Below are 24,027 nucleotides of genomic sequence, written 5' to 3' on the forward strand. Positions count from 1 at the left end.
ATTTTGCCACAAATTCAAGGGCCGCCTCCGACTCCGCCGAGGGGGCCTTCAGTCGGCCGCAGAATCGCCCACGACCGCCTCCACGTCGGCGTGGTCGTGGAGCAGGTCGCCCATTCGCTCGACCGTCTCGGCGTCTCTGGTCCGGCCGCTCCGGACGACGTCCTCGGCGCGCTCGACCGTGGTGAGCGTGTCCGACTGGACGAGCAGAATCGGGACGCCCTTCTCCTCGGCCGCGCCGACGATGGCTCCCGGCGGGCGAAAGCCGCCGGTCAGAATCAGACACTTCACGCCGGGCGCTTCGAGCGCGACCCGCTGGAGGTCCGGCCGGTCGCCCCCGGTGATGAGCGCGGCGTCCTTCGTCCGCCGGAGGTGTCGGAGCGCGGAATCGCCGGACATCGCGCCGACGAGGAACCGCTCTACGAACGCGTCGGCGGGCGCGTCGGTGAGTTGCTCGGCCGAGAGTTCGGCGGCGAGGTCGGCGACGGTCACGCCCGCGAGCGCCTGCTCCCGCGGGACGACCCCGAGGACCGACACGCCGCGACCTTCGAGGAACGGCGTGACCTCGGTTTCGAGGTCGTCGAAACTCGCGTCGGGCACGGCGTTGAACAGCACGCCGAGCAGTCGGTCGCCCACGTCGTCGGCGGCCGCGAGAACGCCGTCCACGTCACCGGCCTGTTCGTACCGAGAGATGAGCAGCACCTCGGCGTCGAGCAGTTCGGCCACGTCGGCGTCGGTGAGGTCCACGATGCCGCCCGTGGTGAGCTCGCCGCCGCCTTCGATGACCATGAGGTCCTTGCCCTCCGCGAGGGTGTCGAAGCTCTCGCGGACCTGCTCGCGGAGCTTCTCGGGGTCCTCCTTGCCGCGAATCGCCTGCTCGACGAACGTCGGCGAGTAGACCACGGGTTCGAGGTCGTGCATCTCGGCGTCCAAGTCGAGGAGTTCGCGCGCCAGCATCGGGTCCTCGTCGAGCGTCTTGCCGACGTTGCTCTGGAGGCGGGTCCCCTTGGGTTTCATGTAGCCGACCGAGAGGCCGCGCTCGGCGGCCAACCGGGCCAGCGCGAGCGCGACCGCGGTCTTGCCTGTGCTCTCTTCGGTCGCGGTGACGAGTACGGTTTTCATAGGTTTGTCCTCATAGTTCGTCCCTGTCCACGGTGAGTCGCACGTCCACGGCCTGTACCCCGTCGGGACCGGCCACCAGCGGATTCACGTCGAGTTCGAGTATCGCGGGGAAGTCGGTCACGAGCTGGGAGAGTCGCTGGAGGCTCTCGACGATAGCCTCGCGGTCGGCGGGGTCGCGTCCCCGCGCGCCCCGGAGGAGCGGAGCCGACCGGATTCCATCGACCATCTCAGTTGCCTCGCGCTCGCTCACGGGCGCGACTCGCGTCTCGGTGTCTTCCAGCACCTCCACGAAGATGCCCCCGAGTCCGAACAGGAGCAGGGGACCGAACTGCGGGTCGCGGTTCATCCCGATGATGGTCTCGGTCCCCGAATCGAGGTCCACCATCTCCTGGACCTGCACGCCCAGAATCTCGGCGTCGGGCTGGTAGTTCCGCGCGCGGGTCACGAGGTCCTCGAAGGTGTCGGCCACGTCCTCGTCCGGAACGCCGACCCGGACGCCGCCGATGTCGGACTTGTGGAGGATGTCGGGGCTGACGATTTTCATCACGACCTCGCCCTCGATGTCTCGGGCGGCCGAAACCGCGTCTTCCGGGCGCTCGGCAATCTCGCCTTCGGGCGTCGGGATGCCGTAGGCGTCGAGCAGGCCCATCGCCTCGACGCCGAGGCGATTGTCGCCGCGCTCGTCGGCGCGTGCCAAAATTTCGCGGGCGCGCTCGCGGTCCACGTCGAAGGACTCGGGGGCCTCGTACTCGCGCTCGCGAATCTCGCGGTATCTGACGAGCGAGTCGAGACTCCGGACGGCGCGCGCCGGGTCGAAGTAGTTCGGGATGCCGTGTTCGCGCAGCACCATCTTCGCCGACTCGGTTCGCTCGCCGCCCATCAGCACCGACGCGACCGGCTTGCCGTACTCGGCCTGTCGTTCCCCGATTACCTCCGCGAGGTCGTCGAAGTCGATGACCGCGGTGGGTGCCGAGAGGACGACCGCACATCCGACGTTCTCGTCGGCGAGCGCGATGTCCAACGCTTGCTCGAATCGGTCGATGTCGGCGTCCCCGATGGCGTCGATGGGGTTGTAGATGTTGGCCTCCTCGGGCATCGCCTCCGAGAGCTCCGCGAGGGTGTCCTCCGAGAACGATGCGAGCGAGAGGCTCGAATCGCCCACCGCGTCGGTCGTCATCACGCCCGGTCCGCCAGCGTTGGTCACGATGGCGACCTCCTCGGAGTCGGGAATCGGCTGGCCCGCGAGAATCTGGGCGAAGTCGAACAGCTCTTGGACGTTCTCGACCCGGAGGACGCCCGCCTGTTCGAGTCCGGCCTCGTAGGCCTGCTCGCTCCCCGCGAGCGTGCCCGTGTGCGAGGAGACCGCCTGCGCCCCGGCCTCGGTTCGGCCGGACTTGACCATTACGATGGGCGTGTCGGTGGTCGCCTCGCGCGCCGACTCGATGAACGCCCCGCCGTCTTCGATGCCCTCCAAGTAGCCCAAAATCACGTCGGTATCGGGGTCGTCGCTCCACGCCTCCACGAAGTCGGTCTCGTCCAGCACGGCCTTGTTGCCGAGTGAAACCACGTCCTTGAAGCCGATGCCCTCGTCGTTGGCCCAGTCGAGGACCGCGGTGATGAACGCCCCCGACTGGCTCATGAAGGAAATCGACCCGGGGAGCGCGTTCTCCGGGCCGAAGGTGGCGTTCAGCCCCGAGGGCGTGCTCATCACGCCCAGACTGTTCGGGCCGACCAGATTCAGGTCGTACTCGGCGGCGACCTCGGTGAGTTCGCGCTCCCTGCTCGCGCCCTCGCTTCCGGTCTCGCCGAATCCGGCGGTGATGACCACCACGTTCCGGATTCCGGCCTCGCCGCAGTCCCGGATGGCGTCCACCGCGATGCTCGGGGGGACGACCACCACCGCGAGGCGAACGTCGTCCGAAATCGAAGCCACGTCGGGGTAGCAGTCGAGTCCCAGCACCTCGTCGTACTTCGGGTTCACCGGGACCGTCTCGCCAGCGAAGTCGGCCACCAGATTCCCGGTGATGGCGCGCCCGATGGACCCCTCGGTCTCGGTCGCGCCCACGACCGCGACTCGCTCGGGCGCGAACAGTCCGTCCAAACCGCCCGTGTTCTCGTCCACGGTCGAGGTTCGTCGGGTCCGCGCTTAAAAGTGGCGTCCGCGCGTCGCTTCGATACGAGGCCCGCGAAAGCCACGGCGGAGGGGTCGGGCACGCCCGACCCCTCCGTCGCGCACGGAAATCCCCACCACTCGGTGCCGGACAGCTTCGAGATAGAGAATCACTAACGTAAGTCGGTCGCGCGCATAAGTCTGCCGGGGATACCTTTTAGAGAGGCCATGTCAAAGACTCGCACATGGAAGGCGAAGTGACTGTCAGGGACGTGATGTCCCGCGAATACGTCGGCGTGAGCGAGTCCGACACGGTCCTCGGGGCGGTCCGACTCATGCACGAGGAGGGGGTCGGAAGCGTTATCGTTCTCCGGGGGAGCGACCCGGTCGGCATCATGACCGAGTCCGACGTACTCGGCGTGGTCGCCGCCGAGACCGACCCGTCCGAGACGCCGGTCTCGGCGGTCATGTCCCGGCCCGTCGTCTCGGTCGAGACCGACCGCGCCCTCTCGGACGCCGCGGCCACGATGTCGAGCGAAGACATCCGGCGCGTCCTCGTCACCGACGACGGCGACCTCGCCGGAGTTCTCGACGAGCGCGACGTCATCTCGGCGTCGGCCTCGCTTTCGGGCGTCCCCTCGCTCGGGACCGAACCCCCCGCGATGGCTGACGACCGCGCGGAGTACTCCGACAGGAGTATCTGTGAGACGTGCGGGTCGCTGAGCCGAGAGCTATCCAACGTGAACGGCCAGCTCATCTGTGTCGATTGTCGCGACGTGTGAACGTCGGTCGTGCATGTAGAGTGTCACGTCTCGCGGCGGGATTTCGGATTCGGGCGCGTTCGACGGCCGTTCGAGCGACATCCGCCCGTCTGCGGGCGTATCTGAGTTGGAAAAGTTATTATGGGTCGGGTGGCACAAGGTGACGTGTAGAGTGTTGACAAATGGGTGTATCTGAAACGTATGCACGTGGTCGCCGACTCGCTGGCGAACAGCCGTTCGCCATCGTCGTCGGTCTCGTCGCAGTCTGGCTCGTATGGTTCCTCGTCGAAGGACTCGTCACTGGGCGTATTCGAGTCTCGAACGTCCTTTCGTACGCGTGGGACGGACTGCTACGAGGGCTGATAGTCGGCCTCGCCGGAATCGGGCTTTCGATGACGTACAGTATTCTCAACTTCGCGAACTTCTCCCACGGGGATTACATCACCAGCGGTGCCTTCTCCGGGTGGGCGGTGACGTACCTGCTCGCGGGACTGGGTGAAGCGAACATCGGCTCGCTTCTGCTCGTGGGGGCTGGCGGCTCGGTGTTCGGCGGCGCGCTCGGCATCGGCATCACCACCTCGCCGCTCGCGGTAGTCGTCGGGATGCTCATCGCCGGTGCGGCGTCGATTGGACTGGCGCTGTTCATCGACCGATTCGTCTACAAGCCGATTCGTGACGAGAGCGGAATCGCACTGCTCATCACCAGCGTCGGCGTGGCGTTCGCGCTCCGATACATCATCGTGTTCGTCTTCGGGACGGACGTTCGCGGCACGACCTCCGCGGGCGAGGTGCCGCGAGTGAGCTTCTACCTCATCGACGGCTCGTTCCGAATCAACGCCCACGACATCACGCTTCTCGTGGTCGCAGTCGGCCTGATGCTCGGCGTCCACCTCCTGCTCCAGACGACCAAACTCGGGAAGGCGATGCGCGCGATGTCCGACAACGAGGACTTGGCTCGCATCACGGGCATCCCGACCGAGCAGGTCATCCGCGCGACGTGGATTGTCGGCGGCGGCCTCACGGGAATCGCGGGCTACATGTTCGTCCTCTGGAAGGGGACGCTCGGATTCAACGACGGGTGGCTCCTGCTGTTGCTCGTGTTCGCCGCGGTCATCCTCGGCGGCATCGGCTCCATCTACGGAGCCATCGCGGGCGGCATCGTCATCGGGCTGACCGCGTCGATGTCGGTCATCTGGATTCCTTCGGAGTTCGGCCGCGCGGCGGCGTTCTTCGTGATGATAGTGATTCTACTGTTCAAACCGCAGGGCATCTTTAGCGGGAGGACGACAGCATGACAGAAACAACCCTTTACGACCGGTTCGAGCGCGTCATCGACACCGACCCGAAGCTCGTGGTCGCCGTACTCGCGGTCATCTACCTGGCGTACATCGCGTCGGGAGTCGCGTTCGGGTACAGCCTCCGGGGACAGCTCAATTCGCTCGCGAACCTCACCTTCTACATCGGGGTGTTCGGCATGCTCGCGCTCGCGTTGAACCTCCACTGGGGGTACACCGGGCTGTTCAACATCGGCATCGTCGGCTTCATGGGTATCGGCGTCTACGTGACCGCGATACTCGCGAAACCCCCGGTCGCACAGGGCGGTGCCGCGCAGGTCGGCGGCTTCGGCCTGCCGCTGGGAATCGCGGTCATCGGCGGCGTCTTTATGGCGGCGTTCTTCGGCCTGCTGGTGGGGCTTCCCGCGCTCCGCCTGCGCGCGGACTACCTCGCAATCGTCACGATTGCGTTCTCGGAAATCGTCCGGTTCACGATGATGTCCCGGACGTTCCAGGAGTTCACCGTCCCCGACACCGTCCTCGGCTACGACCTCGCGGCCGACACGGTCGGACTCGGCGGCGGCGGCGGTCTCATCCTCAACTACGCCTCACCGCTCGAAGCGCTGTTACACGCGCTGTATCTCTGGGAGCCGTACCTCGGCTTCGTGAGCTTCGTGCAGGCGAACCTCATCGCCAACAACCCCCGGCCGGTGGTGGACGGCGTCGTGTACGGTCTCCTGCTCCTCGCCGTCTGTGGCCTCTACTACTGGCTGCTGACCTGGACCGGCGAATCGCCGTTCGGCCGGGTTCTCAAAGCGATTCGCGAGGACGAGGACGTGGCGAACGCGCTCGGGAAGGACACGAACCGCTTCAAGCTCAAGTCGTTCGTCCTCGGGTGTGCGCTGATGGGCTTCGGCGGCATCCTCTGGTACGCTGGTCGGGGGAGCATCACGCCGCCGTCGTTCCGACCCAACATCACGTTCTTCGTCTGGATTGCGCTGATAATCGGCGGGGCCGGCTCCAACACCGGGAGCTTCCTCGGCGGCGCGGTGTTCGCGGCGCTCCTGTACGAGGGGCCGCGCTACATCAAGAACCTCATCGAAGTCGCGTTCAACCTCGGCGACGGTCCCGGAAACTTCGGACAGGCGATGGCCGCGCTCGGGTCGCTCGACCCGGTGCCCTTCGTCCTGTACACGCTCAACAGTATCAGCGAACTCCGACTCGTCATCATGGGCGTCGTGCTGATTTGGCTGATGCACAACCGTCCCGAGGGGATGCTCGGCCACCGGAAGGAGACCGCGGCGAGCATCGACCTCTCGCGGCCGGGCGGAGCCAAGTCCGACGCCGCGGCGGCTGACGGAGGTGACCAGCAATGAGCGAAGCCGACGAGTCGGCCGGGGAACCGTCCATCCCCATCGAGGACACCGACGAGATGAGCACCGTCCCGCTCGAAGTCGAGAATCTGCGGAAGACGTTCGGCGGCATCACCGCGGTGGACGACGTGAGCTTCGAGGTCGAGAAGGGGTCGCTCACCGGTCTCATCGGTCCGAACGGGGCCGGGAAGTCTACGACGTTCAATCTCATCACCGGGATGCACGACCCCGATTCGGGGACGGTTCGGTTCAACGGCGAGGAGATTACGGGTCTCGCGCCCCACGAAATCGCGAATCGCGGGCTGGCCCGAACGTTCCAAATCGCGCGCGAACTGGAGGAGATGACGGTGCTGGAGAACATGATGCTCGCGCCGAAGGGCCAAATCGGCGAGACGCTGTGGCGGTCGGTCACGCCGGGCGTCAGAAGCGACGTACAGCGCCAAGAGACCCAACACTTAGAACGCGTGTGGGAGGTGCTCGATTTCTTCGAAATCGACCACCTCGCCGAGGAGTACGCGGGCAATCTCTCGGGCGGTCAGCGGAAACTGCTGGAGATGGCGCGCGCGCTCCTGACCGACCCCGACATGCTCCTGCTCGACGAGCCGTTCGCGGGCGTGAATCCGTCGCTGGAGAAGCGACTGCTCGAACACGTCCACGAACTCCGCGAGCAGGGCTACACGTTCCTCATCGTCGAACACGACATGGACCTCATCATGGAGAACTGCGAGCGAGTCATCGTCATGCATCAGGGACGCGTGCTGAAGGACGGCACGCCGGCCGAAGTCAAACAGAGCGAGGAAGTCATCGAGGCCTACCTCGGAGGTGAAGTATGAGTTCGTCGAGACGTTCCTGCTCGCGCCTCGGGCGCTGTGCGGGCCGCGACTCGCCACCTCACACTCACGCACGCCGGAGGTGGTTCGCGTGAGCTTACTCGAAGTCCGCGACCTCGACGCCGGGTACGGCGAACTGCAAATTCTGACCGACGTGGACCTCGACGTGGCCGACGAGGAGTACGTCACCATCGTCGGCCCGAACGGGGCCGGGAAGTCCACCGTGATGAAGTCGGTGTTCGGCCTGACCACCCACATGGGCGGGACGGTGACGTTCGCCGACGAGGACATCACCGCCACCAAGCCCGAGGACGTCATCCACAAGGGACTCGGCTACGTCCCGCAGAACGACAACGTGTTCGCCGAGCTGAACGTCGAGGAGAACCTCGAAATGGGCGCGTACATCCTCGACGAAGTGCCTCAAGACGCGCTTCGGATGGTGTACGACCGCTTCCCGATTCTCGAAGAGCGCAAGGACCAGAAGGCCGGGACGATGTCGGGCGGCCAACAGCAGATGCTCGCGATGGGGCGCGCGCTGATGCTCGACCCCGACCTGCTCCTGCTCGACGAGCCTTCTGCTGGCCTCGCGCCCGACCTCGTGGACGAGATGTTCGACAAAATCGACGAAATCAACGAGGCGGGCACCGCGGTCCTGATGGTCGAGCAGAACGCCAAGGAGGCTCTTCGGCGGTGCGACCGGGGCTACGTCCTCGTGAACGGCCAGAACAGATACGTGGACGAGGGGGACAAACTGCTGAACGACGAGGACGTCCGGCAGGACTTCCTCGGCGGGTAGTCGAAGTCTCGGCGGCGACTCGAAGCGTCGGCGGAACCGCCGACGCTTCGGTCCGCACCTCGGCTTTTGGAAGAGTTCCGACACGCGAACGCTTTTTGCCGCGCTCTCGGTGATACGAGTATGCGAGTCTTCATTTCGGCCGACATGGAGGGCGTCTCGGGCATCGCGGGCGCACCCGACGTGGTCCGGGGCGAACCCGAATACGAACGCGGCACGGAACTGCTCCACGGCGACGTGAACGCCGCAATCGAGGGCGCGTGCGCTGGCGGCGCGGCCGAAGTGCTAGTCAACGATTCTCATTCGAGCATGCGGAATCTCGACCGCACCGATTTGGACGACCGCGCGACCCTGATTCGGGGCGGCACCAAGCCGCGGTCGATGATGCAGGGCCTCGATTCCGACCACGACGTGGCCTTCTTCGTCGGCTATCACGCGATGGCGGGCACTGCGGGCGCGGTCCTCAATCACACCTTCTTCGGGTCGAAGCTCCTCCGTCTCCGAGTCAACGGCGCGGAGGCGGGCGAACTCGGGTGGAACGCCCGGCTCGCCGCCGCGGAGGGCGTTCCGGTCGGTCTCGTGACCGGCGACGACTACACCGCCGCGGAGGCCCGCGACGAACTCGGAGAGACGCCCGAGACGGTCGCCGTGAAGACGGGTATCGACCGCTTCACGGCCGAGTGTCCGCCGCCTACCGAGTCGCAAGCCGCGATTCGCGACGGAGCCGAGCGCGCAGTCGAGCGCGCCGCGGCGGGCGACCTCGAATCGCCCCCGGTCGAGACGCCGACCCGAATCGCGGCCGACTGGGCGACGACGAATCTCGCGGCGCGCGCCGCGTGCGCGCCGGGCGTCGAGCGCGCGGGCGACCGCACGAGCGCGGTCGCCGGCGACGACTATCCGGAGGCGTTCGAAGCGACCGTCGGGATGCTCCGGGCGGGCGGTCCCGGCGAGAACGAGTTCTACGGGTGAGCGCCGGGACTGTCGGCGTACGCCTCACTTCTCGGTCGTATCGACCCGCGACACTCCGTTCACGTCCTCGCGCTCGACGCCGTCGAACGCCAGCACGTAGTCCGGGCCGAACGCCGACCCGGGCGTCTGGAACCCCGGCGCAACTTCTCCCGAGAGGACGCGCCGGGCCGACTCGACGGCGGTTCGGGCGGTCAAATCGTACGTCTCGGGCGTCCGGAGACGCGCGACCGCACGATTCCCATCGTCGTCCGCGACCTCGCCCCAGATTCGGCTCTCGTTCCGCGCGCGCTCGTCGGCGGTCGGCCCTGAAACCGTCGCGTCGGCGAGTCGCTTCAGGCCCGTTCGAACCGGTCGCGAACCGAGGAGCGGCGCGAGCGGTCGAGTCGCCCGCATCACCTCAGCGGTGTACTCCGGCACCGCGGCGTACGTCTCGACGTTCGGAATCGAGGTGGTGTAGTAGGCCGAGGACACGTCGCCCCACGGAATGGTGATGGTGGGTTTGGCCCCCTGCCCGAAGTCGATGCGCCGGGTCTTCCACGCCGAGGGAACCGGTCGAATTTCGCCGTGCTCCCGAACCGCACCCGGTCGTCCGAGTCCCTCGATTACCGACTTGGCCGTGCCCGACGAGAGTGTGCCGGGAGCGTCGATAGCGAGCGCGAGCCGAGTCGCATCGGGGAGTCGGTCGTGGAGGTGCGCCGCGAGGCAGTCGGTCGGCACCACGTCGAACCCGACCGCCGGGAGCAGAGTCACGTCGGCGTCCTCGGCGTCACGGTCGCGTCGGGCGACGGCTTCGAGCGCGTCGATTTCGCCCGTGATGTCGAGGTAGTCGGTTCCGGTCTGTAGGCAGGCCGAGACGACCGGTCGCGCGGTCTTCGAGAACGGCCCGGCGCAGTTGAGAACGGTCGAAAACTCCGAGAGTTGTCGCTCGACCACTTCGGGGTGTTCGAGGCTAAACACCCGGTGGTCGAGTCCGAGGTCGGTCGCCTGTCGCTCGACTTTCTCGGCGCTTCGCCCGGCGAGGACGGGCGAGAGTCCGGCTTCAACCGCGCACTCGGCGATTAACGACCCCGTGTAGCCGTACGACCCGTAGAGCAGGAGTTCGTTCTCCATGATTCGTACTTGGGTCGTGACGGGCAAAACTCACGGGGCCACGGCGTACGTCGTTTCAGTCACGCATCCGCGTCTGGCAGAAGGGAAAGGTATAGTATCGTCGTGACCTGACTTTCGATATAATGACTTTCGAACCCGAAGCCAAGCGTGAGCGAGGCTTCGACCATACCACAGTCGAACCGAAGTGGCAACGCGAGTGGGACGAGGCCGACGTGTTCCACATCGAGGACGACGCCAAGGACCCCGAGTACGTCCTCGCCATGTTCCCCTACACCTCCGGGAGCCTCCACATGGGTCACGTCCGCAACTACACGATTACCGACGCCTACGCCCGGTTCGAGCGACTCCGCGGCGAGAACGTCCTCCACCCCATCGGGTGGGACTCGTTCGGCCTGCCTGCCGAGAACGCCGCCGAGGAGCGCGACACGAACCCTCGCGACTGGACCATGCAGTGCATCGACTCCATGACCGAGCAGATGAAGGCGATGGGCTTCGGCTACGACTGGGACCGCGAGGTCACGACCTGCGAACCCGACTACTACCGGTGGAATCAGTGGCTGTTCAAGCGATTCCGCGACGAAGGGCTGGTCGAGCGCCAGACCGCCGAACTCAACTGGTGTCCCTCCTGCGAGACCGTCCTCGCCGACGAGCAGGTCGAGGGCGAGGCCGAACTCTGCTGGCGGTGTGACACGCCCATCGAACAGCGCGAGATGAAGCAGTGGTTCTTCACCATCACCGACTACGCCGACGAACTGCTGTCGGAACTCGACGAACTCGACGGCTGGCCCGCCAACGTCCGGGAGATGCAGCGCAACTGGATTGGGCGTCAGGAGGGCGACAGCGTCGAGTTCGAGGTCTCGAACCACGGCCCGGTCGAAATCTTCACGACGCGACTCGACACCATCTACGGCGCGACCTACTTCGCGCTCTCGCCCGGCCACCCCGTCGCTCAGGAAATCGCCGAGGAGAACGACGAGGTCGCCGAGTACGTCCACCGCGTCGAACACGACGACGACGAGGAAGTGGACGAGACCTCGGGCGTGTTCACCGGCGAGTACGCCACCAATCCCGCGACCGGCGAGGAGATTCCTGTCTACGTCGCCGACTACGTGCTGGAGGACGTCGGGACCGGCGCGCTGTACGCCGTCCCGGCCCACGACGAGCGCGACCACGCCTTCGCGAAGGCCCACGACATCCCAATCCGACAGGTCGTGGAACCGGCCGCCGACGCCGACGAGGACCCCGAAGATGTAGACGTGCAGGAAGAAGCCTATCCCGAAGACGGCGTGCTGGTCGAGAGCGGCGAGTTCGACGGTCTCGACAGCGCGACGGCCCGCGAGCGATTCGTGGAGGAGTTCGACGGCGAACACCGTATCGAGTACCGACTCCGCGACTGGGGCATTTCGCGCCAGCGGTACTGGGGAACGCCCATCCCGATGATTCGGTGCGACGACTGCGGTCATGTCCCGGTGCCCGACGAAGACCTGCCGGTCGAACTCCCGGAGTTCGTCCACACCACGGGCAATCCGCTCGACGCCGCAGAAGAGTGGAAACACGTCGAGTGTCCCGACTGCGGCGGCGATGCAGTTCGGGAGACCGACACGATGGACACGTTCGTCGATTCGTCGTGGTACTTCCTGCGGTACGTCTCCCCGGACCTCGAAACCGCACCCTTCGACGCCGAGCGCGCCAGCGATTGGATGCCCGTGGACCGATACGTCGGTGGCATCGAACACGCCGTGATGCATCTGCTCTACGCCCGCTTCTTCACGAAGGTCTTAGACGACATCGACCTCGTGGACGGTGTGCGCGAGCCGTTCACCGAACTGACCAATCAGGGGATGGTCCTCGGCGAGGACGGCCACAAGATGTCCAAGAGCCTCGGAAACGGCGTCTCGCCCCAGCGAATCATCGACGAGTACGGTGCCGACACCGCGCGACTGTTCATCATGGAGGCCGCCCAACCCGAAAAGGAGTTCGCGTGGAGCGCCGACGGCGTTCAGTCCTCGTACCGGTTCCTCCAGAACGTCTACGAACTGGCCGACGAGTACGCCGACGGCGAGGTCACGGACCGAACGAGCGACGAGGCCGCGACCGGCGAGTCTGCCGACTCGCCGGTCGCGGACTACGTGGCGCGGGAAATCGACGCGACCATCGACACCGCGACCGACGAGTACGAGGCGTTCCAGTTCAACCACGCGCTTCAGGCCGTCCGCGAGACGCTCTCGCTGTTGCGCCGGTACCGCGAACACACCGCGCCCGACCCCGAGACCTTCGAGCGCGGACTGGTGGCCGCGGTGAAAATTCTCTCGCCGGTCGCGCCCCACTTCGCCGAGGAAGTCTGGGAGCGACTCGGCAACGAGGGGCTTCTCGCGGAGGCCGACTGGCCCGCCGCCGACGCGCCCGACGACTACCACATCGAGCGCCGACTCGTCGAGAACACCCGCGAAGACGTTCGGGACATCGTCGAAACCGTCGGCATCGAGGACCCCGAAACCATCACGCTCGCGGTCTCGCCCGAGTGGAAGCACCGTGCGCGCGACATCGCGATGAACGCCGACGGAAACGTGGTCGGCACCATCATGGGCGACGAGGAACTCCGTCAGCGCGGCGAGGACGCCGCCGACTTTGCGAAGGACCTCGCCGCTCGGTCGGAGGCGCTCGACGAGCAACTCTCGCCCGAGCGCGAGCGTGCCGCGCTCGAACGCGCCGCGTGGCTGCTCGAACGCGAGTTCGGAGCCGACGTGGTCGTCCAGAGCGCCGAGGACGCCGACCCGGACCTCGCCGGGAAGGCCGAACCCGGCCGCCCGGCCATCGACATCGCGGAGTAGTCGGCCGAACCCGTCCGTAGTCGGCCGGACCCGTCCGGGGCGTCCGCTCGCGGGCGCTCGCGGACCGACCGGAGTCGCTAATCGAACGTCTCCTCGCACCGCGAACACGTCACCCGCTTTTTGCCGCTCGGACTCCGCTCGACCGTGAGGCCGCCGCCCGTGTCGCACTCGGGGCAGACGCCGTTGCCCGTTTCGCGGGCCTGCTGGCGCGCTATCCACGCGAGGTTTCGTTCGAGTTGGGCGACACGGTCGGCGAGCGCGTCGAGCGACGATTCGAGGGCTTCGATTCGGTCGGCGTCCGAATCGACTCCCGCGTCGGAGTCGCCGCCCGTCGATGGGGTTTGGCGCGTCTCGTCCGTGGGTGAGTCTGTGTTTTCGGCGGTCATGTCTGAGTACCGGAACTCGCACTCGTGCGAGTTGTTCGGTACCATATGTCACTCTCCTCCCTCAAAAGTCTGTCCGACGGGCGGGTACGGTGCTGGTCATCCGAGCGGGCTTTCGTCGAGTCCAGCCGTCGCACTCAAATCAAAACAGTGATGCGTTCGCCGACGCCAACAATTAACTCCCACGCGGCCGTACTGCAGGTACCGCGGCACCGCTGCACGGCCGGACTCTCGAACACAGGAGATATCGAATGGTCACTGACCGACAACTCCGACGGAGTAAGACGATACAGCAGCGGACTGGCAGAACCTTCTACTTCGCGACGCGACTGCTCCCCGAGCGGGTGCGCCACCCGACCTACGTCCTCTACGCGTTCTTCCGCGTGGCCGACGAAGTCGTAGACGGCGCGACCGACCTCCCGCCCGAGGAACAGCGCGAGCGACTGGAGCAACTGCGCGCCGAGGCGCTGGGTCGCCGGGAGACCGACGACCCCGTCCTCGCCGCCTTTCAGGAGGTGCGCGAGGAGTACGCCATCCCGGACGACGAAATCGTGGAGTTCATCGACGCGATGCTGACCGACATCGAGAAGAGTCGGTACGAGACGTACGACGAAGTCGAGTCGTACGTCCGTGGCTCCGCGGCCGCCGTCGGGGTGATGATGCAGTCGATTATGGGTATCGAGGACCCCGACCGGGCGCAACCCCACGCGGTCGCGCTCGGCGAAGCGTTCCAGTTGACGAACTTCCTGCGCGACGTGCGCGAGGACATCGAAGACCACGACCGCATCTACCTGCCGGGCACGACCCGGGAGCGTCACGGCGTGACGGAGGCCCAAATTCGGCGTTGCGACCCGACCGAGGGCTTCCGCGCCGCGATGGCCGAGGAGGTCCGGCGCGCCGAGCGCCGGTACCGAACGGGCGTCGCGGGAATCGAGTTTCTCCCCGAGGACTGTCAGTTCGCGGTGCTGTACGCCGCGGTACTGTACGCAGAATACCACCGACTCATCAGGGCGCGAGACTACGACGTGCTCACCTCGCCGCCCGAACTCAGCACGCCGCGAGCGACGTGGCTCTGGGCGAAGACCCGGTGGCACTGGCAGTGGTCGGGCGACCCCGAGACGGTGTTCCGGAAGGTCAGCGCCGTGCCGGACGGCGACGACGCTTCGGGGAGCGCGGAGTTCCCCGGCGGAACCCCGCACGTCGATTAGCTCGACTCGGGGCGCTTTCGACCCACTACGTCGAAGTCGAATCTATCTGTTTTGAGGAGTCCCGCGAACAGCGCGCCAGCCAGCGCCACGGCGACCCAGTTGCCGAAGTAGGCGTTGGTCGCGCCCCAGAGCAGGACGAAGCTCACGAAGTCGTCGAGCATGAACTCACAGTCGTCGAGTCGCGCCGCCAGCGCGTCCGTATCGAAGGCGTACTCGACGGCCGACACCGCCACGAGGCCGCTCAAGACCCACCCGGCGTAGTTCGACAGCGGGACGCCGTAGTAGAGACCGCCGCCGTCGTACGCCCAGAAGCCGATTGCCACCGCCGCCGGGTCCAAGACGAGGTCCACCACGAGCACGAGTCCGAGCGCCGTGACCACCCGCGTCCGGGGGGTGAGTCGCGGAAACAGCAGGAGCGCGAGCAGGTAACTGTTGACCACGAGCGGGAGGAAGAAGACCGGCAGGCCGACCGGCACGCCAGCCACCATCGGTCCCAGTTCGGTCTGGTAGTGGAACTCGCCGTAGGGAAGCCCGGTCGTGATGCCGATAAATTCGATGAGATAGCTGTACGCCGTCACGGCCAGCAGGCCCGCGACGGCCTTCCGGTCCACGAGTGGCGCGAGACCCGCGACGAGGGGCGTCCGCATCACGAGCGTTCCGAACAGCACGAGCGCGGGGTTCATCGCGAGCCACGGCGGGAGCAGTTCCTCGTGGCTCGCCACGAACAGCACCGCGCCTACTATCGGGAAGACGACCGCGATGGTGAACCGATTCTGGTGAACGAGGTCCGAGAGCGCGGTCTCGACCGCATCGCGGTCGAGACCGCCAGCGAGCGACGGGACGGCGCTACCCACGGACGACCCTCCAGAGACCGCCGAGAGTCAGCACCATCCCGACGAACGCGTTTATCGCGGGGAACCACCAGTAGGCCCGCGACACCGACACGTCGGTTTCGGACACCCAAATCGCGAGCAGGGGGTAGAGCGCGAGAAGCGCCCCGGCCCGCCAGTCGAGCAGGCCGAAGGCTCCGGCCGCGAGGAGCCAGCAGACCGCGCAGTACGCCAGCGTCTTGCGCTCGCCCAACACGGTCGCAGTGGTCCGAATCCCGGCCCGGCGGTCGGGGTCGATGTCCGGAACCGCCGAGAAGGTGTGCATCGCCATCGCCCAGAGCCACCCGCCCGCCAGCGCGAGCGCGGGCGGGTGGCGGCCCGCGAGCGCGGCGTACGCGGCCGCGCCCGGCAGAACGTACAGGCCGTTCGAAATCGAGTCGAGCGGCGGCTTGGTCTTAAGCCTGAACGGCGGCGCGCTGTAGGCATAGCCGAGGACGAGGAAGCCCGCGACCCAAATCGCCGCCCGAAACGGGACGACGGCGGCGAGCGCGACTCCCGTGAGGCCGCAGACCGCGACTATCGCGACGACCGTCTTCCCGCCGCGATACCGCGCTTCTCTGTCCTCCTTTTTCGGATTCTCGGCGTCGATATCCGCGTCGAACACGTCGTTGACGCCGTAGAGGTAGACGTTCGCTGGCACGAGGAAGTACGCGAACAGCGCGACTGCGACGGGGTCGAACAGGTCAGGAACCGCCGACGCGCCGTAGGCGACCCCGACGAGGACCGGCCCCGCGAGGTAGAGCCAGAACCGAGGCCGCGAGAGGACGAGGAGGTAGCGGAGCATGGCTACGCTCCGTAGTCCTCGGCGACGGCGTCGGCGGTGTGCTGGCCGCCGATGAGACACATCGGGACGCCGATGCCGGGCGTGGTGTACGACCCCGTGAAGTAGAGGCCCGAGACCTCCGACGACCGGCGATTGGGGCGGAGCGGCCCGGTCTGTCGCAGGGTGTGGGCGAGACCGAGCGCGGTGCCCTCGACGCTGTTGTATCGCTCGGTGAACTCCGAGACCGAGAATCGCTCTTCGACGACGATTCGGTCGCGGAGGTCCACGCCCGCGTTCTCGGCGATGTCGTCCAACACGAGGTCGCGGTACCGGTCGCGGGTCTCCTCGTCGTCGTCCAATCCGGGCGCGATGGGGACCAGCGCGAACAGATTGCTGTGACCCTCGGGCGCGACCGTGTCGTCGGTCTCGCTCGGCACGCAGAGGTAGTACGCCGGGTCGTCGGGCCATCCGGGGTCGTCGAAGGTGCGTTCGAAGTGGGGGTCCCAGTCGGTCGGGAGGACGAGCGAGTGGTGTGCGAGCGGGTCCACGTCGCCCTCGACGCCGAGGTAGAGCAGGAACGCCGAGGGCGCGTAGGTTCGCGAGTCCCAGTAGTCGGCGTCGTACTGGCGCTTCTCGGGCGGGAGGAGTTCCTGCTCGGTGTGGGCGTAGTCGGCGTCGCTGACCACGAGGTCCGCGCGGATGGTCTCGTTTTTGGTCTCCACCCTGAAGTTCCCCGCCTCCCCGCGAATCGCTTCGACTTCGTAGTCCGTTCGGTACTCGACACCGAGTTCGGTCCCCAACTCGGTGATGCCGTCCACGACGCCGCCCATCCCGTCCTCGGGGTAGTAGACGCCGAGGTTGAAATCGACGTGGCTCATCAGATTGTAGAGCGCGGGCGTGTTCTTGGGCGACCCGCCGAGGAAGACGAGGGTGTACTGCATTATCTGGCGGAGTTTCGGGTGGTCGAAGTAGTCCGCGACGTGGTCCTCCATCGACCCGAGAAACGAGAGGCCCCGAGCGTGGCGAAACACGTCCCAGTCCACGTAGTCACGAAACCGGGGCCGGTCGGTGTAGACGAAGTGCTCCATCCCGATTTCGTAGGTGTTCTCGGCCTCCGCGAGATACGCGTCGAGCATCTGTCCCGCGCCCGATTCGTACGCTTCGAACGTCTCCTTCGTCTCCTCGCGGTCGGGCGTGATGGTCACCTCGTCGCCGTCCTTGAAGAAAATCCGGTAGTGGGGGTCGAGATGCTCCAGTTCGTAGTACTCCTCGGGCGAGCGGTCGAAGTGCCCGAAAAATCGCTCGAACACGTCGGGCATCAGATACCACGACGGCCCCATGTCGAACCGGAAGCCGTCGCGTTCGAGCACGCTCGCCCGCCCGCCGAGTTGGTCGTTCTTCTCCACGACTGTCACGTCGGCCCCCGAGTCGGCGAGATAGCACGCCGTCGAGAGGCCGCCGAACCCGCTCCCGATTACGACGACCGACTTGTCCGCGAGTGTCATGTCGATTCGTCGGGGCGCGACCCACATAAAACGATGCGGCAGGCGGATTTCGGCCGGGGGGGGGGGGTCGGCCCAATACTACGCAGACAGACATGATTTAACACCGATACACTTATAGCTGAATCGGGACCCCTTTCCAACGAGAGACGATGGACGGGGCGAAGTTCGCGCTGTTGCTCGGCGTGGGTCTACTGGCGTTCCTGTTCGTGACGACGCTGTACGTCGTCTGGACCCGAATCGTCGGTCTCGACCCGACGGTCGCCCAGCGATTCGCCGCGCTCCCGAGTCCGATTCAGGCGGCTGTCGCCGCGATTTCGGGCGTGATTCTTGGCAGTGTGAGCATCGCCGTCCCGACGGTGCAGACGGGTGTCGTCGCGATGGTCATGCTCGCGGCGAGCACGTTCGCCGCGCTGTTACTGTTCGAACTGGTCCAACAGCGACAGGCGGTTTGGACGTAGCCGCCCGCCTCCACTCACCGTTTCGCGAGCGCGGCCCGATAGTGTGGCCCGTCGTCGCCGTAATCGACCGTTTCTACCTCCCACCCGGTTCCGACCGCGGCCTCCCGGAGGCGGTCGGGCGAGAACAGACGAAACAGCAGGGTTTCGCCCGTGTCGTCCTCGTATTCGAACCACATCACCCGCGAGGCCAGTCCCGGCGTCGGGTCCGGCCGGTAGCCCAACAACTCCGAGACGCGGTTCCGGTCGGGGTCGTAGCAGTCCACCACCGCAGTCGCGTCGGGTCTCGTGACGTGCGCGAGGTCGCCCAAGAATCGGCGGAGTCCCTGCATCGACCCCGCAAGACCCAACTGCGTGCCGATTGCGAGCGCCGATTGGAAGCGGTCGCGCTCGAACGACTCGCGGAGGTCGAACATATCCCCTCGGCGAGCGTCTTCGACGCCGCGCTCGGCCATCGTCTCAACGAGGTGGTCGCTGACTTCGACGGCGACGGTCTCGAACCGTTCCTGAAAGTGAAGGGTGTGACGGCCAGCGCCCGCCCCCACATCGAGTAACGGGCCGTCGAGTCGGGAATCGAGCCACGCACCCGATTCGTCCGCCGCGTCGAACTCGCCGAAGTAGAACCGCTCGATGGGGTGGTCGAGGGTCTGCTCGCCGTCGCGCTGAATCAGCGGTTCGTCCTGTTCGCCCCGGTGGAAGTCGCGAATCGCGCGACCGAACGGGTCCGGCATACGCGAACCGTCGGCCACTGGTGACAAAAATTCTCGTGAGAGACGGTACCGTGAAGCATCCGCCACCGGCGATGGAGTTACGAAGGCGCGAAAAGACGGACGAGACATGGCCACCGTCGGCGACCACTACCGACCGACCGCGGACGACCGAACACCCGGCGTCTACCGCGTCGTCGGCGCGTCGGAGGAGGTGACGCTCCTGCGAGTCGCCGACGGGCGTCGGCGACACACCGGCGAGATACGACGCGTCCCGTCGCGCGCGCTCGACGCCGAGTTCGAGCGCGCGGACGACCCCGACGCGGGACTCTCGCCGGTTTCACTCGCGCGGAACGTCCTCCAAGGCCTCTACTGGCAGATAAGGCAGTTTCTGTAGCTCGGTAGGTGCGGAAATTCGTGTAGCTTATTCGGCGTTTGCGCGCCGGGAGCCTTCGGATTCGGCTTCCGCCACTGCTCTCTCGACTGCCGACAGGAGGTCGTCCGGGCCGACGACGTGCCCGCGCTCTCGGAGTTCCGCGTAGGTCGCGGCGGCGTCGCTCCCCGCGAAGTTGCGCTCCTCGAACGGGCGTTCCTCGACCACGACGACGGAATCGGCTTCGCGCGCGGCTCGGAGGTTCGGGAGGTTTCCAACGCCGACCTCCACGTCGGCGAGGACGGTCACGTCGGCCGCTCTGATTCGGGATTCGACCTCGCGCCGGGCGGCGTCGCCGACCGGCGCGAACGGTTCCTCGGTCACGGCGTCGAGACCGAGCGTCCGGGCGGTTTCGAGGTCCGAGTCGCCCTCGTTGAGCGCGCCGACCGACACCTCGTAGCCCGCGGCCGAGAGGAGATAGAGCAGGCCCGAGACGGTGCCGCCCCCGCCGACGACGTGGACTCGCCCCTCGCGCTCGTCGGGGCGCTCGGGCAGGGCCGTGACGTAGGTCGAACCGGTGACGGGGTGGCTGGAGACCACCGCCCGCGTGTCGAACGCGGCTTCGAGATGGTCCTCCGAGAGGACCGACTCGGGCGGGCCGTTGGCGCGAATCTCGCCGCCCGCGAGCAGGAGGAGTTCGTCGCAGTAGTGGGCCGCGAGGTTCAGGTCGTGGATGGCCGCCACCACGGTCTTTCCGTCGTCGTCCGCGAGGTCCCGGACGAGTTCGAGCGTCCGGACCTGATGATTGATGTCGAGGCTCGCGGTGGGTTCGTCGAGCAGGAGGACCGGCGCGTCCTGAGCCAGCGCGCGAGCGAGCAGGACGCGCTGGCGCTCGCCGCCCGACACCGCGGTAATCGGGCGGTCGGCCAAATGCGCCACCTCGGTTCGCTCCATCGCGGCCGCGACCCGCTCGCGGTCGGTCTCGCCCTCGGTCGAGAACCGCGATTGGTAGGGGTTGCGCCCCATCGCGACTATCTCCTCGACCGGAAAATCGAACGAGAGGCCGGTGTCCTGTGGCACGACCGCGATTCGGCGACTCGCCTCCTTCGAGGAGAGGGCCGCGATTCTGTCGCCGCCGACCCGGACCTCGCCCGCGTCGGGCGCGAGCGCGCCGGTGATAGTCCTGAGAAGCGTGGTCTTGCCCGCGCCGTTCGGCCCGACGAGACCCACGAACCGGCCGTCCTCGACGGTGGCGGTTATTCGGTCGAGGATTCGATTGCCGCCGAGTTCGACCGTCACGTCGTCTATCTCTATCATCGATTTGTGACCCCCCTTATCTCTCGGTTTATATCGAGGTCCCCGAAGAAATCACGGCTGGCAAAGCCGAGAACAGCCAGAAAGCCCCCGCCCGGTCGCGGTCGCTGTGCGGGATATTTCCGCGCTCTCCGCACCGCCCGCGCGGAAATAGTCGCCCGCACAGACGACCACGGGCCTTCGGCCCGCGACCGGGCGGCCCCTTTCAGTCCCACCCGATGTTGTCTGAGTCGCCGAGCATTTGCTGGTGGTTTGTGTCGCTGAGCGCGACGATTCCAAACTCGGCCGAGCGTGCCCGCGTCCAAAACCCACCTCACAGCGCATGCACCTCCCGCGTTCGGAGGAGATAGAGGAAGAACGGCGCGCCGAGAAACGCCGTCACGATGCCGACCGGGAGTTCGGCCGCGCCCGAGCGCGCGACCGTGTCGGTGGCGACGAGGAAGACCGCACCCGCCAGCGCGGAGGTCGGCAGGAGAACCCGGTGGTCGGGTCCGACGAGCAGTCGCATGACGTGGGGGACCACGAGACCGACGAAGCCGATGACGCCCGAGACCGCGACCGCCGCGCCAGTCACGACGCTGGCGACCGCGAGCAGGAGGCGCTTGGTGCGCTCGACCTCGACGCCGAGCGCGTGGGCGTCCTCCTCGCCGAGCAGGAGGACGTTGAGGTCACGGGCGTACGCGAACAGAACGACGAATCCGAGTACCGCGACCGGGAGCGCGAACGTCACGTCGTCCCACGACGCGACGTGGAGGTGGCCCATCAGCCAGAACACCGCCTCGCGGAGGCTCTCGCCGCTGTGGAGCAGGAGAAACGAGACGACCGCGCCCAAGAACGTCTGGACCGCCACGCCCGCCAGCAGGAGGGTCGCCACCGGCGTCCGGCCGTCCTCGGTCGCGAGCAGGTAGACGCCGAACGCGGCGACCATCGCGCCGAGGAAGGCGGCGGTCGGAAGCCCGAACGGGATGGCGAACGGAATCGCGATGGTGGCGACCGCGCCCACCGCCGCGCCCGACGAGACGCCGATGATGGACGGGTCGGCCATCGGATTTCGGAAGAATCCCTGCATCACGACGCCCGCCGTCGCGAGCGCGAAGCCGACCACCGCGCCGAGCGCGATTCGGGGAAGCCGAAGGGTCACGACAATGGTCTCGGCTGTTTGGGGCACCGCGAAGTCGAATATGGGGGTGAATTCGAACGCCGGAAACGGGACCGGAACCGCGACCGCGAGTTCGGCGATTCGGAGCGAGCGCGTGCCGAGTTCGACGCCGGTCGGGACTGCGAGCGCGTTCAACAGCACCTTTCCGACGACGACGTAGTCGAGCGACACCGGACCGATTGCGGCGCTCACGACGACCACGATTGCGAGCGCCGCCGCTAATCCCGCCGACCACGCGGCGGCGCGCGCACCCCAGCGCATGTCTGAAAGCCAGCTTGCTTTAGGTAAATACTTATTGGATACGGTCGGAACGGAGAGTAGATGAACTCCAAGATTGCGAGCGCGCTACTCGCGCTGTTGATAGTCACCGCTGGCGTTCCGGTCGGAGTTTCGGCCGGAGCGTCGGCCGGAGTCACGGCGAGTACAGCACAGGAGGACTGTTCGTTCCCGGCCGAGCATACGGACGAAACGCAAACCGAGGTCAGCGTCGAAGAACGGCCCGAGCGCGTCACTGTCCTCGGACCGAGCGCAGCCCAAACGATGTGGGAACTCGGCGGCGAATCGCAGGTCGTCGGCGCGCCAATCGACCCGTACACCGCGTACCTCGACGGCATCGAGGACAAGCAGAACGTCTCGGCTCCGGGCCGGACCTACGTGAACGTCGAGAAGGTGGTCGCCACCGAACCCGACCTCGTCCTCGCACCGAACGTCATCCCGAACGAGACGGTCGAACAGCTCCGTGATTCGGGGCTGACCGTGTTCAAGTTCGGCGAAGCGACCTCTATCGAGGACATCTACGAGAAGACCGAACTGACGGGTCAGCTCACGGGCAACTGCGAGGAGGCCGACGAGACGGTCTCGTCGATGCAGGACCAAGTCGAGACGGTGCAGGAGACCATCGAAGGCGAGGATAGCCCGCGCGTGTTCGTCTCGCAGGGCGGCGGCTGGACCGCCGGAAACGCCACCTTCGTCAATCACCTGGTCGAACTCGCGGGCGGCACCAACATCGCGGTGGAGGCCGACATCTCCGGCTACCAGCAGATAAGCGAGGAGGTCATCGTCGAGCAGAATCCCGAGTGGATAGTCCAACTCGGCGCGTTCGGCACCTACCCGCAGACCGACGCGTACAACGGGACCGACGCGGTTCAGGACGGCAACGTCGTCACCGTCGATAACAACTACGCGAGCCAGCCCGGACCCCGAGTGGTCGAGCCGATGGTGACGATGGCCCAGGCGTTCTACCCCGACGCCTACGCCGAGGCGAACGGCACTGCCACCACCACCGAGACGACCACGGAAGCGCCGACCACCGACACGCCCGAAACGACGACCACTGCCGAAACCACCGAGGACGCGATGGCCGACGCGACCACCGCTGAGACCGAATCGCCCGACGAGTCGCCGTCCGGCGACTCGTCGGGCGGCGTGCCCGGCTTCGGTGTGCCCGCCGCGCTCGCGGCGCTCGCGGGGGCCGCGCTCCTCGCGCGCCGGAACTGACCGCCGAACGTCGCGCCCTTTTCGTTCTTCCGAACAGGAAAGCTGTTTAACGGGCCGGTCCGACCTTCGGGTATGGTCGAGAAAGTCCTCTGGCCCGCGTACTTCGACGCGGAAAAGAGTCGGAACGAAGGTCGCCGGGTCGCGGCGGAGTTGGCCGTCGAGGAGCCGACGGTAGACGAAATCGCGAAGGCGGTCCAGCAGGTGGGCTACGACGCGATAATCGAACGCGACAAGGCGTACTCCCGGGAGAACTGGACGGAGCGAGGCCGAGTGCTGGTCAAGAACGCCGACGACTCCTCGAAGAACGACCTGATTCAGGCGGTCGCCGCCTACGTCACGGCGCTGAGGGACTGATGCATCGACTCGGCGAAGTCGTCCGGACCGCACAGGGTCTCGCCATCGTGCGATGCTCGGACGACGACCACCCCGACGTGGGCACGCAGGCGGTGGACGAACAGCTAACGACGGTCGGCCGGGTCGTGGACGTGTTCGGGCCGGTCGCCCGTCCCTACGTGGCGGTGTCGCCCGACGAGGGAATCGCACTCCCGACCCTGCTCGGCAAGAAACTCTACGCCAGATAAAATCGGCTCGCGAGAGTCCCGG

At 66.7% G+C, this 24,027-nt stretch carries 23 protein-coding genes; 13 read left to right on the plus strand and 10 right to left on the minus strand.

Annotated features, from left to right (window positions below; genetic code table 11):
* Positions 1 to 48: 48 nt before the first annotated feature.
* Positions 49 to 1,119 (minus strand): phosphotransacetylase family protein, encoded by a 1,071-nt coding sequence (locus tag EKH81_RS09490; RefSeq protein ID WP_132058307.1) that lies wholly within the window; start codon positions 1,117 to 1,119, stop codon positions 49 to 51.
* Between the two features lie 10 nt (positions 1,120 to 1,129).
* Positions 1,130 to 3,241: an acetate--CoA ligase family protein gene (locus EKH81_RS09495; protein ID WP_238392156.1), complete on the minus strand. Its 2,112-nt coding sequence runs from the start codon at positions 3,239 to 3,241 to the stop codon at positions 1,130 to 1,132.
* A 233-nt stretch (positions 3,242 to 3,474) separates the two neighbouring features.
* On the opposite strand from EKH81_RS09495, the gene EKH81_RS09500 reads away from it, so the two are divergent.
* The 6 genes from EKH81_RS09500 (at position 3,475) to EKH81_RS09525 (ending at position 9,229) form a co-directional block, all read left to right on the plus strand.
* Positions 3,475 to 4,011, plus strand: a complete 537-nt coding sequence (locus EKH81_RS09500; protein ID WP_132058308.1) for a CBS domain-containing protein — start codon at positions 3,475 to 3,477, stop codon at positions 4,009 to 4,011.
* A 161-nt stretch (positions 4,012 to 4,172) separates the two neighbouring features.
* The gene (locus tag EKH81_RS09505) at positions 4,173 to 5,285 is read left to right on the plus strand and encodes a branched-chain amino acid ABC transporter permease (RefSeq protein WP_132058309.1); all 1,113 of its coding nucleotides are present in this window, start codon (positions 4,173 to 4,175) and stop codon (positions 5,283 to 5,285) included.
* Complete coding sequence (locus EKH81_RS09510) at positions 5,282 to 6,640, plus strand: branched-chain amino acid ABC transporter permease (protein ID WP_132058310.1); 1,359 nt, start codon at positions 5,282 to 5,284, stop codon at positions 6,638 to 6,640. The genes EKH81_RS09505 and EKH81_RS09510 overlap by 4 nt, the downstream gene beginning before the upstream one ends.
* A 56-nt stretch (positions 6,641 to 6,696) precedes the next feature.
* Complete coding sequence (locus tag EKH81_RS09515; protein ID WP_238392168.1) at positions 6,697 to 7,470, plus strand: ABC transporter ATP-binding protein; 774 nt, start codon at positions 6,697 to 6,699, stop codon at positions 7,468 to 7,470.
* Positions 7,471 to 7,558: 88 nt separating this feature from the next.
* Entirely contained in the window at positions 7,559 to 8,263 is a 705-nt protein-coding gene (locus EKH81_RS09520; protein WP_132058547.1) for an ABC transporter ATP-binding protein, read from the plus strand.
* Between the two features lie 120 nt (positions 8,264 to 8,383).
* Positions 8,384 to 9,229: a M55 family metallopeptidase gene (locus tag EKH81_RS09525; RefSeq protein WP_132058312.1), complete on the plus strand. Its 846-nt coding sequence runs from the start codon at positions 8,384 to 8,386 to the stop codon at positions 9,227 to 9,229.
* 24 nt (positions 9,230 to 9,253) lie between these two features.
* Here the strand turns inward: EKH81_RS09525 and EKH81_RS09530 are convergent, their stop codons facing one another.
* Positions 9,254 to 10,339, minus strand: a complete 1,086-nt coding sequence (locus EKH81_RS09530) for a saccharopine dehydrogenase family protein (RefSeq protein ID WP_132058313.1) — start codon at positions 10,337 to 10,339, stop codon at positions 9,254 to 9,256.
* 122 nt (positions 10,340 to 10,461) lie between these two features.
* Here EKH81_RS09530 and leuS point away from each other — a divergent pair, with 122 nt between their 5' ends.
* Positions 10,462 to 13,170, plus strand: a complete 2,709-nt coding sequence (leuS, locus tag EKH81_RS09535) for a leucine--tRNA ligase (RefSeq protein WP_132058314.1) — start codon at positions 10,462 to 10,464, stop codon at positions 13,168 to 13,170.
* A gap of 77 nt (positions 13,171 to 13,247) precedes the next feature.
* On the opposite strand, the gene EKH81_RS09540 is transcribed toward leuS, so the two are convergent.
* The gene (locus EKH81_RS09540) at positions 13,248 to 13,601 is read right to left on the minus strand and encodes a hypothetical protein (protein WP_132058315.1); all 354 of its coding nucleotides are present in this window, start codon (positions 13,599 to 13,601) and stop codon (positions 13,248 to 13,250) included.
* Positions 13,602 to 13,804: 203 nt separating this feature from the next.
* Here EKH81_RS09540 and EKH81_RS09545 point away from each other — a divergent pair, with 203 nt between their 5' ends.
* On the plus strand, positions 13,805 to 14,761 hold the full coding sequence (locus EKH81_RS09545) for a phytoene/squalene synthase family protein (RefSeq protein WP_132058316.1): 957 nt from the start codon (positions 13,805 to 13,807) through the stop codon (positions 14,759 to 14,761).
* Here EKH81_RS09545 and cruF read toward each other — a convergent pair.
* From cruF to EKH81_RS09560, 3 genes are read right to left on the minus strand one after another with little or no spacing between them, the layout of a single operon-like run.
* Positions 14,758 to 15,615 carry a bisanhydrobacterioruberin hydratase gene (gene cruF, locus EKH81_RS09550; protein ID WP_132058317.1) on the minus strand — a complete coding sequence of 286 codons (858 nt, stop codon included), beginning with the start codon at positions 15,613 to 15,615 and terminating at the stop codon, positions 14,758 to 14,760. The genes EKH81_RS09545 and cruF overlap by 4 nt on opposite strands.
* Positions 15,608 to 16,435, minus strand: coding sequence for a prenyltransferase (locus tag EKH81_RS09555; protein ID WP_132058318.1), 828 nt, complete (start codon positions 16,433 to 16,435; stop codon positions 15,608 to 15,610). Before EKH81_RS09555 ends, cruF begins: the two co-directional genes overlap by 8 nt.
* Before the next feature lie 2 nt (positions 16,436 to 16,437).
* Positions 16,438 to 17,919, minus strand: coding sequence for a phytoene desaturase family protein (locus EKH81_RS09560; protein WP_132058319.1), 1,482 nt, complete (start codon positions 17,917 to 17,919; stop codon positions 16,438 to 16,440).
* A 149-nt stretch (positions 17,920 to 18,068) separates the two neighbouring features.
* Between EKH81_RS09560 and EKH81_RS09565 the strand changes: the two genes are divergently transcribed.
* Positions 18,069 to 18,377 (plus strand): hypothetical protein, encoded by a 309-nt coding sequence (locus tag EKH81_RS09565; RefSeq protein ID WP_132058320.1) that lies wholly within the window; start codon positions 18,069 to 18,071, stop codon positions 18,375 to 18,377.
* A gap of 14 nt (positions 18,378 to 18,391) precedes the next feature.
* On the opposite strand, the gene EKH81_RS09570 is transcribed toward EKH81_RS09565, so the two are convergent.
* Positions 18,392 to 19,105: a class I SAM-dependent methyltransferase gene (locus tag EKH81_RS09570; protein ID WP_132058321.1), complete on the minus strand. Its 714-nt coding sequence runs from the start codon at positions 19,103 to 19,105 to the stop codon at positions 18,392 to 18,394.
* 106 nt (positions 19,106 to 19,211) lie between these two features.
* On the opposite strand from EKH81_RS09570, the gene EKH81_RS09575 reads away from it, so the two are divergent.
* Complete coding sequence (locus tag EKH81_RS09575) at positions 19,212 to 19,478, plus strand: hypothetical protein (protein ID WP_132058322.1); 267 nt, start codon at positions 19,212 to 19,214, stop codon at positions 19,476 to 19,478.
* Positions 19,479 to 19,505: 27 nt separating this feature from the next.
* Here EKH81_RS09575 and EKH81_RS09580 read toward each other — a convergent pair whose 3' ends face one another.
* Together EKH81_RS09580 and btuC are read right to left on the minus strand one after the other, a co-directional pair.
* The gene (locus tag EKH81_RS09580; protein ID WP_132058323.1) at positions 19,506 to 20,771 is read right to left on the minus strand and encodes a heme ABC transporter ATP-binding protein; all 1,266 of its coding nucleotides are present in this window, start codon (positions 20,769 to 20,771) and stop codon (positions 19,506 to 19,508) included.
* Between the two features lie 310 nt (positions 20,772 to 21,081).
* Positions 21,082 to 22,188, minus strand: coding sequence for a vitamin B12 ABC transporter permease BtuC (gene btuC, locus EKH81_RS09585; RefSeq protein ID WP_132058324.1), 1,107 nt, complete (start codon positions 22,186 to 22,188; stop codon positions 21,082 to 21,084).
* Between the two features lie 60 nt (positions 22,189 to 22,248).
* Between btuC and EKH81_RS09590 the strand changes: the two genes are divergently transcribed.
* The 3 genes from EKH81_RS09590 (at position 22,249) to EKH81_RS09600 (ending at position 24,005) form a co-directional block, all read left to right on the plus strand.
* Positions 22,249 to 23,424 (plus strand): PGF-CTERM-anchored ABC transporter substrate-binding protein, encoded by a 1,176-nt coding sequence (locus tag EKH81_RS09590; RefSeq protein WP_238392157.1) that lies wholly within the window; start codon positions 22,249 to 22,251, stop codon positions 23,422 to 23,424.
* Between the two features lie 72 nt (positions 23,425 to 23,496).
* Entirely contained in the window at positions 23,497 to 23,778 is a 282-nt protein-coding gene (gene srp19, locus EKH81_RS09595; protein WP_132058325.1) for a signal recognition particle subunit SRP19, read from the plus strand.
* A complete protein-coding gene (locus EKH81_RS09600; RefSeq protein WP_132058326.1) occupies positions 23,778 to 24,005 on the plus strand; it encodes an H/ACA ribonucleoprotein complex subunit GAR1 in 228 nt (75 codons plus the stop codon). Before srp19 ends, EKH81_RS09600 begins: the two co-directional genes overlap by 1 nt.
* Positions 24,006 to 24,027: the final 22 nt, after the last annotated feature.

This window comes from Halorussus amylolyticus, from assembly GCF_004143485.2.
Classification (GTDB): domain Archaea; phylum Halobacteriota; class Halobacteria; order Halobacteriales; family Haladaptataceae; genus Halorussus; species Halorussus amylolyticus.